The sequence below is a fragment of the Streptomyces manipurensis genome (assembly GCF_049570255.1).
Classification (GTDB): Bacteria; Actinomycetota; Actinomycetes; order Streptomycetales; family Streptomycetaceae; genus Streptomyces; species Streptomyces manipurensis.
Genome location: NZ_CP186950.1, coordinates 6,249,622 through 6,263,173, shown reverse-complemented (window position 1 = coordinate 6,263,173; position 13,552 = coordinate 6,249,622). Strand labels below are relative to the sequence as shown.

Annotated in this window: 9 protein-coding genes; 6 read left to right on the top strand and 3 right to left on the bottom strand. The window is 73.4% G+C overall.

Features of this window, described 5'->3' with window-relative positions; translation table 11 throughout:
- The first annotated feature begins 60 nt into the window (after window positions 1-60).
- The 5 genes from ACPU2J_RS28505 to ACPU2J_RS28485 all read left to right on the top strand — a co-directional run bounded on the left by ACPU2J_RS28505 (window position 61) and on the right by ACPU2J_RS28485 (window position 7,852).
- Complete coding sequence (locus ACPU2J_RS28505) at window positions 61-1,029, top strand: cyclase family protein (RefSeq protein ID WP_423834293.1); 969 nt, start codon at window positions 61-63, stop codon at window positions 1,027-1,029.
- Window positions 1,030-1,143: 114 nt separating this feature from the next.
- The gene (locus ACPU2J_RS28500; RefSeq protein WP_423834292.1) at window positions 1,144-3,870 is read left to right on the top strand and encodes a SpoIIE family protein phosphatase; all 2,727 of its coding nucleotides are present in this window, start codon (window positions 1,144-1,146) and stop codon (window positions 3,868-3,870) included.
- A gap of 149 nt (window positions 3,871-4,019) precedes the next feature.
- On the top strand, window positions 4,020-5,606 hold the full coding sequence (locus ACPU2J_RS28495; protein ID WP_423834291.1) for a sugar ABC transporter ATP-binding protein: 1,587 nt from the start codon (window positions 4,020-4,022) through the stop codon (window positions 5,604-5,606).
- Window positions 5,603-6,667, top strand: a complete 1,065-nt coding sequence (locus ACPU2J_RS28490; protein ID WP_423834290.1) for an ABC transporter permease — start codon at window positions 5,603-5,605, stop codon at window positions 6,665-6,667. Before ACPU2J_RS28495 ends, ACPU2J_RS28490 begins: the two co-directional genes overlap by 4 nt.
- A gap of 45 nt (window positions 6,668-6,712) precedes the next feature.
- Window positions 6,713-7,852 (top strand): substrate-binding domain-containing protein, encoded by a 1,140-nt coding sequence (locus ACPU2J_RS28485; protein WP_420079011.1) that lies wholly within the window; start codon window positions 6,713-6,715, stop codon window positions 7,850-7,852.
- Window positions 7,853-7,942: 90 nt separating this feature from the next.
- On the opposite strand, the gene ACPU2J_RS28480 is transcribed toward ACPU2J_RS28485, so the two are convergent.
- On the bottom strand, window positions 7,943-10,219 hold the full coding sequence (locus ACPU2J_RS28480; RefSeq protein ID WP_423834289.1) for a hypothetical protein: 2,277 nt from the start codon (window positions 10,217-10,219) through the stop codon (window positions 7,943-7,945).
- A gap of 232 nt (window positions 10,220-10,451) precedes the next feature.
- Here ACPU2J_RS28480 and ACPU2J_RS28475 point away from each other — a divergent pair, with 232 nt between their 5' ends.
- Window positions 10,452-10,640 (top strand): hypothetical protein, encoded by a 189-nt coding sequence (locus ACPU2J_RS28475; protein ID WP_399816841.1) that lies wholly within the window; start codon window positions 10,452-10,454, stop codon window positions 10,638-10,640.
- A 367-nt stretch (window positions 10,641-11,007) separates the two neighbouring features.
- Here ACPU2J_RS28475 and ACPU2J_RS28470 read toward each other — a convergent pair whose 3' ends face one another.
- Window positions 11,008-11,928, bottom strand: a complete 921-nt coding sequence (locus ACPU2J_RS28470) for a hypothetical protein (protein ID WP_423834288.1) — start codon at window positions 11,926-11,928, stop codon at window positions 11,008-11,010.
- Window positions 11,925-13,340, bottom strand: a complete 1,416-nt coding sequence (locus ACPU2J_RS28465) for a phenylacetate--CoA ligase family protein (protein ID WP_399816845.1) — start codon at window positions 13,338-13,340, stop codon at window positions 11,925-11,927. The genes ACPU2J_RS28470 and ACPU2J_RS28465 overlap by 4 nt, the downstream gene beginning before the upstream one ends.
- Between the last annotated feature and the right edge of the window lie 212 nt (window positions 13,341-13,552).

The following is a 13,552-nucleotide window of genomic DNA, read 5'->3' as shown; positions in this document are numbered from 1 at the left end:
GCGGCCGCGCCCGCCCTGCGCCGGGAGGCCGGAACGGCCGCGGGGGCGCAGGATCGACGGGTGAGCAGCAGTGCGGCGGACGACGCGGGGGCGCCCCGGGTCCCCCCGGTTCCCCCGGTTCCCCGGGTCTCCCGCGCCGAGTTCGACCGGGTCTTCGCCGAGGTGCGGGCGTGGGGCCGCTGGAGTCCTGCGGACCGCGGCGCCTGGAACGCCGTGACCGCCGATCACGTGCGGCGGGCGGCCGCCCTCGTCCGGTCCGGGAGGACGGTGCCCCTGGGGCTGCCCTGGAACACGACGCCCGGCGGGGGCGACCGGCCCGCCCTGCACTACATGTCCGACCTCGGGGACGTGGAGGACCCGGAGCCCGCCACGTACAAGGACTTCATCGCGGTCGACTACCACGGCAAGTCGGTGAGCCACCTCGACGCGCTGGCCCACGTCGCCTACCGGGGGCTGCTCTACGACGGCCGTCCGGCGCGGGAGGAGATCGGCGCGGGCGGAGCCCGCTTCGGCGCGGTGGACGCGCTGGGGCCGCTGGTGACGAAGGGGGTGCTCCTCGACCTGCCCGCCGTCCTCGGAACGGACTGGCTGGAGCCCGGGCACCCGGTGCACGCGCGCGACGTCCTGGACGCGGAGCGCGCCCTCGGGGTGACGGTCGACGAGGGCTGCGCCGTGCTGCTGCGCTCGGGCCGCTTCCGCCGGCTGGTGGAGCGCGGGCCCTGGGACGTCTCGGCCGCCTCCGCGGGCTTCCACGTGGACGCCCTGCCCCTGCTGGCGGGGCGGGCGCTCGCGCTGCTCGGCGGGGACGGCGACAGCGACCTGCGGCCCTCCCCGGTGGAGGGGGTGCACTCCCCCGTGCACGCCCTGGCGGTGACCGCCATGGGCGTGCCGCTGCTCGACAACCTGGACCTGGAGGAGCTCTCGGCCGCCTGCGCCGACGCCGGACGCCACGAGTTCATGATCGTCGTATCGCCGCTCGCCGTGCCGGGCGGCACCGGCTCACCGGTCGCTCCGGTCGCGGTCCTCTGACTCCGCGACTTTCACCCATATCGGATCAAAAGCTGAGGAATATACTCGAAAAGCGCTCGCTCGATGCGCACATCCCGGTGCGGCACGCGGCTCGGCAAAGGGGAAGTGGTGCAGATGGGGCTCACGGGAGGCCAGACCGGCACCGCGCGCTCCCGTGAGCGGTTCCTGCTGGGCGAACCGGTCGAGGACGGGGTCCGCGGCCCGATCCTGAACTCCTGGAGGCGCAGCCGGCTGCTGGGGCTCTCCCCGGAGCAGACGGAACTGCCCTACCGGGACGACTTCGACCCCGACAGCCGGCTCGTGCGCGCCGCGGCCCCGGTGCTCGACCAGCTCCAGGCCCGGTTCGCGGGCAGCCTGATGAACATCTCCCTGGCCGACGGCAACGGCACGGTGCTCCAGCGCCGGTTCGGGGAACCCTCACTCGCCCGTACCCTGCCCCCGATCCAGACCGTCCCGGGCTTCGTCTTCGCCGAACGGTTCGCCGGCACCAACGGGATCGGCCTGGCCCTCGCCGAGCGGCGGCTCTGCCAGGTCTACGGCGCCGAGCACTTCGCCGAGCGCTCGCAGGCCAGCGCCTGCGCGGCGACCCCGATCCGCGACCAGTTCAGCGGACACGTGGTGGGGGTCCTCTGCTTCGGCTACCCCCGCGACTACGAGGACCCCGTACTGCCCGCCCTGGTCCACCGGGCCGCCGAGGCCATCGAGCGGCGCCTGATGGACCAGTGCTCGGAGCGGGAGCGGGCGCTGCTGCGCACCTACCTGGACGCCAGGCTCCTCGCCCGGGCGGGCGGGGCCGAGAGGGACGGGCATCCGATCGCGCTGGACGAGCTCACCGACGGCGGCCTGGACCGGCACGACCAGATGGTCCTCAAGGAGAAGGCCACCGAGCTCATCTGCTCGACCGGGCGGGCCGCCGTCGAGGTGTCCCTCCACCACGGCCGGGACGTGACCCTCGTGAGCAGTCCGCTGGTCAGCGACTCCGGGGTCGAGGGCGTCGTCGTCGAGGCCGTCCTGCCCGGGGACGCGCCCGCGCACCACCTCGCCGCGTCCGTCCACGCCACCTCGGACCTCGCCGTGAACCTGCCCCCGCACCCGGCTCCGGCCACCGGCGGGCCGGGCCCCGTCCGGGGGCTGGTGCTGGTCGGCGAGCCCGAGGTGGGCAAGTACGCCGTCGCCGCGCGCCGCCGGCTGGAACTCCTGGCGGAGGCCAGCGCCCGGATCGGCACGACCCTGGACGTCGGCCGCACGGCCCGGGAGCTCGCCGAGACGGCGGTGCCACGCCTGGCCGACTACGTCACCGTCGACCTGCCCGAGGCCGTGCTGCGCGGCGAGGAGTCCCCCGATCCGCGGGCCGACCTGCGCCGCGCGGTGGTCCACGGGATCCGGTCCGACTGCCCCTTCCTCCCGGCCGGCGCGCACGTCGACCCCCTCCCCGGCAGCCCCCACATGCGCTGCCTGGACGGCGAGCCGGCCGTGTTCGAACCCGACCTGAGCGTGGCCGCCGGGTGGACCGCCCAGGGCCCCGAGGACGCCGCGCGGATCCTGGCGCACGGGGTGCACTCCCTCATCTGCGTCCCCCTGCTCGCCCGCGGGGTGCTGCTCGGCATCGCCTCCTTCTACCGGTCGCTGGACCCGTCGCCCTTCGGGGAGGACGACCTGCGCCTGGCCCGGGAGCTCGTGGCCCGGGCCGCCCTCTCCGTGGACAACGCCCGCTGCTTCACCCGCGAGCACACCCTGGCCCTCGCCCTGCAGCGCAGCCTGATGCCGCGCGGGCTGCCGGAACAGGGCGCGGTCGAGGTCGCGCACCGCTACCTGCCCGCCGAATCGGGGGTGAGCGGCGACTGGTTCGACGTCATCCCGCTCTCGGGCACCCGGGTCGCCCTCCTCGTCGGGGACGTCGTGGGCCACGGTCTGCACGCCGCCGCCACCATGGGCCGGCTCCGGATGGCGGCCCGCAACTTCGCCGAACTGGAACTGGCGCCCGACGAGCTCCTCACCCACCTGGACAACCTCCTGGTCCGCCTGGACCGCGAGGAGGGCGACGAGGGCGCCGCCGGCAGCGGCGCGATCGCAGGCGCCACCTGCCTGTACGCCATCTACGACCCGACCTCGCAGCTGTGCACGATGGCCCGGGCCGGACACCCGCCGCCCGCCCTGGTCGCCCCCGACGGCAGCGTCACCTTCCCCGATCTGCCCGCGGGGCCTCCGCTGGGGCTCGGCGGCCTGCCCTTCGAGACCGCCGAGATCCACCTGCCCGAGCACAGCACCCTCGTCCTCTACACCGACGGGCTGGTCGACCGCCGCCACCGCGACATCGACACCTCCCTCGAGCGGCTGCGCGGCGCGCTCGCCCACCCCGACCGCCGGCCGGAGGACACCTGCCGCGCCGTCATCGAGGCGGTGGCGCCCGCCCATCCCTCCGACGACATCGCGCTGCTCGTCGCCCGGACCCGTACCGTGCCGGCCGACCGGATCGCCACCTGGGACCTGCCCGCGGACCCGGCCCGGGTCTCCGACATCCGCGCCGCCGCCACCCGCCGGCTGGCCGAATGGGGGCTCGACGAGCTCGCGTTCGCCGCCGAGCTGATGCTCAGCGAGCTGGCCACCAACGCGGTCCGCTACGGCTCGGAGCCCGTACGGGTGAGGCTCATCCACGACCGGACCCTCATCTGCGAGGTCTCCGACGGCAGCAACACCGCCCCGCACCTGCGGCGGGCGGCCTCGACGGACGAGGGCGGGCGCGGCCTGTTCCTCGTCGCGCAGCTGTCCCAGGCCTGGGGCGCCCGCTACACCCCCCACGGCAAGGTCATCTGGGCCGAATGCGCCCTCGACGCGGCCTGACCCGGCCGCGCGGCGGCCCGCTCACCCGTCCGCCCCCGCGCCCCGGACGGCACGGAGAGCGATATGACGTACTTGCCCCCTTACGTCCAAGTAGCATCCTCGACGTCACGCAGTCCAGCAAGAACCCCCAGGCGGCCCCGGAGAAGTCCGTGCATGACACTCCCGTCACCTCGAAGAGCCCTCCCCCGTCCCCCGGGGGACCGCCCCTCGTCCGGATGCGCGGCCTCCGCAAGCGGTTCGGCGGCACCCTCGCGCTCGACTCGGTCGGCCTCGACATCCACGGCGGCAGCGTCCTCGCCCTCCTCGGCCCCAACGGCGCCGGGAAGTCCACCCTCATCAGGATCCTGGCCGGAGTGCACCGGCCGGACGCCGGCGAGGTCACCGTGGCCGGCCACCCGCTCGGAACCGAGGAGGCCGCACGCCGGATGTCCTTCATCCACCAGGACCTCGCCCTCGTCGAGTGGATGACCGTCGCCGAGAACATCGCCCTGGGCACCGGCTACCCCCGCCGCCACGGCCTGATCTCCTGGCGGCGGACCAGGCAGCGCTGCACCGAGGCCCTGGCCACCGTCGCCGGGCACCTCGACCCCGACACGCCCGTCGCCGACCTGGCCCCCGCCGAACGCTCCCTGGTCGCCATCGCCCGCGCCCTGGCCGACCGGGCCGAACTCCTCGTCCTCGACGAGCCGACCGCCACCCTGCCCGCCGCGGACTGCGCGCGGCTCTTCGACGTCCTGCACGCGCTGCGCGACCGGGGGCACGCCGTCCTCTACGTCAGCCACCGGCTCGACGAGGTGTACGCCGTCGCCGACGCCTTCGCCGTGCTGCGCGACGGACGCGTCGTCAGCCGGGGTCCGCTGGCGCCGTACCCGCCCGCCCGCCTGGTACGCGACATCGTCGGCCGGGAACCGGCCCGCGCGCCCCGGACCGGCTCCCCCGCCCTCGCGACCGCCCCCGGCCCGCGGCGCCCCGCCGTCCTGGTCCTCGACGGGGTGTCGACGCGGCGCACCGCCCCCGTGGGCCTGGAGCTGCGCGAGGGCGACATCGTCGGCATGGTCGGGCTGACCGGCGCCGGCCACCAGCACCTGGGCCGCGCCCTCGCCGGAGCCCTGCCCCTCCTCGGCGGCCGGGCCCTGCTCGACGGGCGCCCGTACCGGCCGCGTTCGGTGGCCGCGGCCCTGCGCCGCGGGGTCGGCCTCGTCCCCGGCAACCGCGAGGAGGAGGGCTGCGCCCCCGGCCTGACCGTACGGGAGAACTTCCTGGCCAACCCCCGCGCCACCGGTGTCCCGGCCTGGCGCTGGACCGGCCCGCGCCGCGAACGCGCCGAGGCCACCGCCCTGATCGACCGGTTCTCCGTGCACCCGCGCGACAGCGAGGCCCCCATCGCCACGCTGTCGGGCGGCAACCAGCAGAAGGTGGTCGTCGGCCGGTGGCTCCACGGGAACCTGCGCCTGCTGATCCTGGAGGAACCGACCGCCAGCGTGGACGTCGGCGCCAAGGCGGCCGTGCACCGGATCCTGGACGAGGCGGCCCGGGCGGGCCTCGCCGTCCTGCTGGTCTCCACCGACTTCGAGGAGGTCGCCGGCCTCTGCCACCGGGCCCTGGTCTTCGGCCGCGGATCCGTGCTCGCCGAGCCGGCCGGCGCCGGCCTGACCGTCACCGAACTGACCCGGACCGCCTCGGCCCTGCCCCCCGTCACCGGGAACCCCGCCACCGGAAACCCCGACGGCCGGTGACGCCCCCGCACACGCGCCGCCCCCTGCCGGGCCACGGACACCCCGTCGGCACCTACGGCCTGCCGGCGCTCACCGTCCTGCTCTTCCTCGTCTTCTCCCTGCTCCTGCCGGACACCTTCCCCACCCTGGACAATGTCTCGGCGATCCTGTCCAACCAGTCCGTCCCCGCGCTCCTCGCCCTCGGCGCGACCCTCCCCATCGCCGCCGGCCGTTTCGACCTGTCCCTCGGCTACGCGCTGGGCCTGGCCCACGTCATGACCCTGTACCTCATCGTCGAAGCGGGCTGGCCGTGGCCGCTCGCCTGCCTGACGGTCGTCCTGGGCGGGGCCCTGGCGGGGGCGGTGAACGGGGTGATCGTCGAGTTCGCCCGCATCGACTCCTTCATCGCCACCCTCGGCACCGGCAGCATGATGTACGCGGTCACCGGCTGGATCACCGACGGCGGCCGCATCGTCCCCGGCCCCGAAGGACTCCCGGCCGCCTTCACCGGCCTCTACGACTCCCGGCTCCTCGGGCTGCCCCTGCCCGCCTTCTACGTCCTCGCCCTGGTCGTCGTCCTCTGGGTGGCGCTGGAGCGGCTGCCGTTCGGCCGGTACGTCTACGTCATCGGCTCCAACCCCCGCGCCGCGGTGGTCCTCGGCATCCCCACCCACCGGTACTCCGTCTGGACGTTCACCGGGTCCGGGCTGGTCGTCGGCTTCGCCGGGGTCCTCCTCGCCGCGCAGCAGCAGATCGGCAACCCGAGTGTCGGACTGGACTACCTGCTGCCCGCGTTCGTCGGCGCGCTGCTCGGCTCCACCGCCATCAGGCCCGGCCGCGCCAACGCCCTGGGCACCCTCGTGGCCGTCACCGTCCTGGCCGTCGGCCTGGCCGGGATCGGCCAGCTGGGCGCCGAGTTCTGGGCCACCCCGCTGTTCAACGGCGCCACCCTGCTCATCGCCGTCGGCCTGGCCGGCTACTCGGCCCGGCGGCGGCTGCGCCCCGACGTACCGGCGGGCGGGCCCCCGGCCGGTGGGCCGGCCGGGGCGGCGCCCGCGACGGCGGAAGGCGGCGGCCCCTAGGAAGTTGTGCTGCACCGACCGGCCCCGACCAGCACCAGGAGCACCGTGTACCCCCACCGCATCACCGTCCTCACGACCGCGGCCCTGCTCGTGTCGGCGGCCGTGGCCGGCTGCGGCCGGGGCGGCGACGGCCCGCCCGACACGACCGCCCCGGCGGCGGCCGGCTGCCCGGCCGTCCTGAAGGAGGCCGGGGCCGCCGTCGCACGGGCCGAGAGCACCACCGCGGCGTGGAACGGCCCCACGACGGGGCCCGCCGCCGTGCCCGGCCGGACCCTGGTCTACGTGGCGCAGACCATGACCAACCCGGGAGTCGCCGGCGTCGCGCAGGGCGTCCGGGAGGCGGCCCGGAGCATCGGCTGGCAGGTCCGGGTCATCGACGGCCAGGGCAGCCCGGCCGGCATCCAGGCCGCCTTCGGCCAGGCCGTCACCCTCCGGCCCTCGGGCATCGTCATCGGCGGATTCGACCCCCGGCTCACCTCGCAGCAGGTGGCGCGGGCGGGCGCCGCGGACATCCCCCTCGTCGGCTGGCACGCGGTCGACTCCCCCGGCCCGAGCGAGAACCCGCCGCTGTTCACCAACATCACCACGAACGTCGAGGAGGTGGCCCGGATCAGCGCGGACTGGGTCATCGCCCGTTCCGGCGGCCGGGCCGGGACCGTCCTGTTCACCGACGACTCCATCCCCTTCGCGCGGCACAAGGCCGAGCTGATCCGGCAACGGCTGGCCGACTGCCCGGGCGTGGCCCTGCTCGCCTCCGCGAACATCCCGATCCCCGACGCGAGCCTGCGCACCCCGCAGGAGGTCTCCTCGCTGCTGTCGCGCTTCGCGGGCAGGTGGACCCACTCGGTCGCGATCAACGACCTGTACTTCGCCGACGCGGCCCCGGCGCTGCGGGCGGCCGGGAAGCCCGGGACCGGGCCTCCCTTCAACATCGGTGCGGGGGACGGCGATCCGTCGGCCTTCCAGCGGATCAACGCCCGGCAGTACCAGTCCGCCACCGTTCCCGAACCGCTCTCGCAGCAGGGCTGGCAGATCGTCGACGAGTTCAACCGCGCCTTCGCCGGCAGCCCCGCCAGCGGCTACGTCGCCCCCGTCCACGTGGTCACGGCGGAGAACAGCGGCGGAGCCACGTCCTGGAACCCGCCGGGCTACCGCGAGGCGTACGAGAGGATCTGGCGCGGCTAGTACTGCAACGGTCTCGGGAGCAGCCGCTCCCGGTGCGGAAGGGCAGCAGTCGCCCGTCTGCGCGGTGCGCTGCTGCGCGGGCCCGCTGGTTCATTCGACGCGGGGCTCCGTGTCCCGCCAGAACGCGCGGGAGAGCACTCTCTGGTGATGCTTGAAGCGTTCCTTGCGCAAGGCATCGGTGAAGCTCCGGCCCTTACTTGCGGTGGCTGCCGAAACCAGCGCGGCCGCGTTGCCGGAGAGCCCGGCCGCCTCCAGCGCCAACACCAGTACGACCTGAAAGGGCACCTGCCTGGCCGCCGCAGTCGTGGTCATGATGCGGTTGCCCACGGCCTCGCGCTCCGGGCCGTTGGCGCCACCGAGCCGTTCCAACTGCTTGAGGAGAAGCACGATCTCCTCCGCATCCCGGTGAACCAGCGCTTGCAGCAGGCACGTCAGCTCCGCGTGCAGCCCCGCAGCTCCCAGGGCGAGCACAAGCGGTGCCATTGCTGCGGGCGGACCGCTCTGCGCCTGGGCCAAGAGAAAGGGGCTGCCGGTGAAAGCGGACCCGGCCTGGTTCAGGTGGATCAGGAACCAGGCCGCATGTCCGGTGGGCCGGCCACGAACGGTGCACGTGAAGACAGTCCGTGCGTGCTCCGTCAGCCCGTTCCTCTCCAGACCGGCGACCACTGCTGCGGCTTCCTTGTAGCCGGCGGTCCGGGCCGCCCTTTCCAGCAGGACCGTCGCGCCGGGGTGGGTGCGGTCCAAGCCGTACAAGAGCTGCGAGAGGTCCGCGGGAGGCACGCTCTGCAAGGCGGTGATGAGTGCTTCCGAAGCCTGCTGGTGACGGCCCATGGCGTGCATGTCCGTGATCAGTACCTGGGTGTCGGCCGTTGGACGGGAGGCGATGGCGTGGTTGATGACGGCGGTCGCGACGTGGTGCTTGTCCATGGCCTGCAGCGCCGAGACGAGAGCCAGCAGATGCTCGATCGTCTGGTTCTGCGTCGCGCTGAACACGGTCTCGGCATCGCCGTGCAACCCTGCACGCGAGAGGGCCTCCGCAAGGGCGGCCACGTCGTACGCGGACCGACGGGTCGCCGCCGCGGTGTGCAGCACGCTCTTGACGGGGTGCATCCCCGCCTCCGTCAGGGAGCAGCTCAGGGTCACGATGTCGTGCACCGTGCGTTCGACGGCGACCGCGTCTATGGCGGAGACGACCGTCCCGTCCAGCCCTGTGCCGGCCAGCCAGGTGAGCATGGGCACCACGTCGGGCAGCGGCCGGGTGGCGCAGGCGGCGCCGAGGAGCGTAGCGGCCTGCTCCCATAAGCCGCTCGCGTGCAGACTGCGGACGAGTACGGCTATGTCGCGCGAGGTGTGCAGCTGCACCGAGGCACGAAGGAGCTGGACCAGGTGTTCTTCCAGGCCCGCGTGGTGCAGGCTCACGATCAGCGCGCAGGTTTCCTCCACCGAACGCGTCATGACCAGGGCGGGCAGGGCGGCCTCGGCGTGTGCGTGCAAGCCGGCGCTCTGCAGGCCCGCCAGGAGCACGGCGACCTCCTGGACCTCCCGGGAACGGCTGACCGAGGCCACCAGTTCGCTCGCCATCGCCCGCTGGGTCCGTGATTCGAGATCGGCGACGACCGTGATCAATTCGGCTACCGAGGCGCTGCGGTCGGTCTCTTCCAGTAGGGCCATCAACGAGATCCGGCCGACGGGCTGCGCCTCCAGGTCCTGGGCCTGTTCCAACTGGGTTTCCAGGTGATGGCACTGCTCCTCGGCAGCGATCAGTTCCGCGCGGGCGACGGCCAGTGCCTCCCGGAGGTAGCCCACCTGCTGTTCGAGATCGCGGCACTCGTCCTCGAGCTCGTCGAACTCCCCCTGCCACAGCTCGAGGTCGCTCCGGCGGGCGAGTCGCTGGCCTTCAAGGTCCACTTGGAGCTGTCGGCAGCGCCCGTGGGCCTCGGCCAGGCGCTGGGTGCGGTCCATCAGCGCTTCTTCCAGGGCACGCTGGCGGGTCCGTATGCGGCGGGTCTCTTCATCCGCCTCGGCCAGCCGATCCTGCAGAGTCTGTTTCTCGCTGTCGCTGCGGTGACACTTCAGCGCCTCCCCGTGCAGGGAGCGCAGACCCGTCTCGGCTTCGAACGTGACCGGCAAGTCCGCCTCGCGCAGATCGGCAAGCACCCCGGCAACGAAGTCCCACGGGGGGACGCGCTCTCCACCCAGATAGCGGGTGACGGTGCTGGGGTCCATGTGCCGGCGTGCCGCATAACGGCGGACGCTGACGCCCAGTGCGAGGAACACGCCGCGGAGGTCCTCGGCGAAGACCCGCTTCTCGGGCGGAATGCCTTCCTTCAGAGGTGACAGACGAGCTGGTTGTGCCGTGCGCTCCATGTTCAACAACCTCGCCGCAGACGCTGCCGATCCGATCGAACGTCCAGTATCCCGGCTGCGCCCCAACTGCGGCCGCTGTACGTGTTGCCGCTGCGGACGGCAACACCCCAGTCCCTGGCGCGGGGGTGCCGTCTGCACCGGCAACACCCAACGTCGCTGTCCGAAGTCCCGGCTCGCTCAAGATGGAACGAGCGGCTCGAAGGAGCCCTGTCCAGGCAGGAGACACAGACACATGGAACGGCTCGACGACGGCGCCGGAGAACGCAAGTCACCGCAACCCGCCGCACCGTGCCCCCCGCACCGGCGGCAACGGTTCAACCGGCTGGTGCGCCGACTGCTGCTCCAGGCGCTGCTGGGCGCCGCCGGTGCCGCGGGCGCCACACTGATCGCCTGGCTGCTCGCCTGGCTCCAGTCGCTCTGACGAAAGGCGGAGGGCTCCAAGCGGCTTACTCGGCGCCAGCCTTGGCGCGCTTCCGGAGGAGGCGCGTCCAGCGTGAGGTACGTCGGTCGTCTTCGGGCAGGGCCGGCGATGTCCACAGCGCCCAGGTCCTCCCAGCTCTGCTCCACCAGCAGCACCAGCCTGTCCGTGTACGCCTTCATGGGCGGTGGAAGCACACCGATCGGCCCGATTACTGGCGCTGGACTCCGGCCGAGCGATCAGCCCCCGCATAGAGGCAAGCCGACTCCCGCGGCTCCGACCTGGAGAAACGGTGCATAAACCGCTCATGCGCAGCCTTCAGTTCACCGCCCACGACCGGGCATCAGTCACGGCTAACACCGTTGCAGTACTAGGAAGTCCCGGCCGGAGTCGGGGTCGGGGCTTCTCGTGGGGTGGCCGTGGGAGCGGGGGTGCGGTCGGTGGGGAAGGTGAGGTCGCGCATGCGGCGTTCGGGGCCGCGGCGGCGCAGCAGGCGGTAGCCGACGAAGGCCGCGGGGCCGAAGAAGACCTGGGCGGGGACGAGGGCGGGAACCTCGCCGGTGAGCGCGCCGACCAGGTGCAGGGCGCCCACCGGGGCGAGCGCGCCGAAGAGGAGCACCAGCGCGATGCCGGTGCGCAGTCCCGCCCGGCCGTAGGCCTTGTAGGCGGTGGTGGTGAACAGGGCGTAGGCGAGCAGGTCACCCATGCCGACCACGGCGCCCAGGTCCTCGCCGATGCGCAGGCCGGCGGCGGGGGCGTACGGGTAGCCCTGGACGGCGTCGGCGAGTTGCTGGGTCAGCGGTACGACCCAGGCGAAGAAGGCGTCGTACGCGGCGAGCGCGAGCAGGAACCGGGCGACGTTGGCCAGCTTCATGCCGCCCTGCACGTTGAGGTTGGTCGCGGAGACCACGACCAGCCCGACGACGCAGCTGTTGGCGATCCAGTACGGCGGGGCGGTCTCGCCGAAGGCCAGGTGGGCGGCGAGGACGGAGGCGATCAGGGCGGTGATCAGCGCCCAGCGCAGCCGGCCGTCGCCGATGACCGGCTGGTAGCCGACGGACAGTCCGCCGGCGAAGACCAGGGCGAGCACGGCCGGGAGGACCGCGCCGGGCAGGGCCAGGTAGACGTAGGGCAGGGCCAGGACGAAGCCCATCATCAGGAAGATGTCCCTGCCGTTGAAGACGCCCACGGGCGGGCGGGCCGTGCGCACGGCCCGGAAGTAGGCGATCGTGCCGGTGACGACCGCGAGCGCCAGGGCGGCGGTGACCGCGAGCTGGAAGAAGACCGTCATGCGTGGCTCCGGGTGAAGGTGTGCTCCAGCAGGTCGCAGCGGAGGGGGAAGCGGGCGGCGGCCTCGGCGTCGTCCAGCGGCAGGACCGTGACGCGGGCGTCGATGTCCGAGGCCTTCAGCAGGGCGGTGACCCCGGCGGCGGTGGCGGTGCGGGAGGCGACCTCGACGTGGAGCCGGCCGTCGGCCCCGACCGCCGCCCGGTGGCGGAGCGGCCAGGACATGCCGGGGGTGCCGTCGAGGGCCTCGACGATCTCGCGCGGGGTGACGACGGCGTCGGCGGTGCGCAGGAGCGTGCCGGCCTTGCCGAGGATCTGCGAGACGGCGGGCACGGCCGCCAGTTCGCAGTCCGGTTCGCCGTCCAGGGTGCGGACCACGTCCCCGGTGTTGTAGCGCAGGACCGGCATGCACTCGCGGTAGGGGTAGTAGGGGGTGACGGTCAGCTCTCCGAGCCGTCCGGGGGCCGCCGGTTCGCCGGTATCCAGGTCGAGGACCTCGGTGTAGCCCATGTTGGGGTCGATGTGGAGGTGGCGGCGGCTGCACGTGCGGCCGCCGACCGGCAGCAGTTCCGTCATGCCGAAGTTGTCGCCGACGGTCGTGGCGCCGAAGGTCTCGCGCAGGGCGCGTGCGAAGGCCGGTGAGACGATCTCCCCGCCGGCGTAGACGGACCGCAGCGCGAAGTCGTCCGGGCCGAGTCCGCGTTCGCGGGCGGCGGTGAGCATCCGGGCCAGATAGCTGGGGTTGCCGGTGAGGAGGGTGGGGCGGGCGGTGCCGCGGCGGCCGAGCAGGTGGTCGACGGACTCCTCGGGCGGGATCTGGCCCACGACGTGGCAGGAGGCGTTGACCAGCCGGCAGACCTCGACGTCCTCCTGCACGGCGGCCGTCGCACGGGAGCTGAGGTTGATCTGCATCCGGTCGCCGGGGCGGATGTCCCCTCGCAGGACGACGGACAGGGCGATCAGGGCCGGCCAGAGTTCCATCTCGTAGCGGGAGAGCCAGATCCGCACGGGCCGGCCGGTGGTGCCGGTGGTCTGGGTGGCCAGGTAGGGCGTCCCGCACAGGAAGTCGTCGGGCCGCTCCAGCAGGTCTGCCTTGCGGGTGACCGGGATCCGCGTGAGCGTCTCGGTGGTGAGCCCGTCGAGGTCGATCCCGGCGAGCCGCTCCCGGTAGAAGGGGGAGCGCCGGGCGAGCCGGGTCACCGTCCGCTGGAGGGCGCGGTTCTGCAGGTCGCGGCGTTCGTCGGGGTCGGCGAACGGGCCGTCGGCGAGTTCGTCGACGTCGTCGCCGAGGGAGCCGAACTCCTCCAGTGTGGCGAGGGCGTCGGCGACCAGCTTCTCCACGGCGCGGACGTTCAGCCTGCGGCCGAAGACCATGGACATCGCGACCCGGACCTGGCGGACACCGGTCTCCAGCACTCGTGCCTCCCTGGGGGTGAAAGGGAGGGGGTGGGGACGGCGCGCCGTCCCCACCCCCGGGTCTTCGTCAGCTGGCAGAACAAGAACCGAAGAAGACGGCCGTCATGGCGCCCATGACGTACTTGAACTGCTTGGCACCGGTCTTGATCGCGCTCATCGGAACCTCCGTGACTCGTTCCTGGCGGACGGGTGTACCGGCCCCTGGTGCGGAG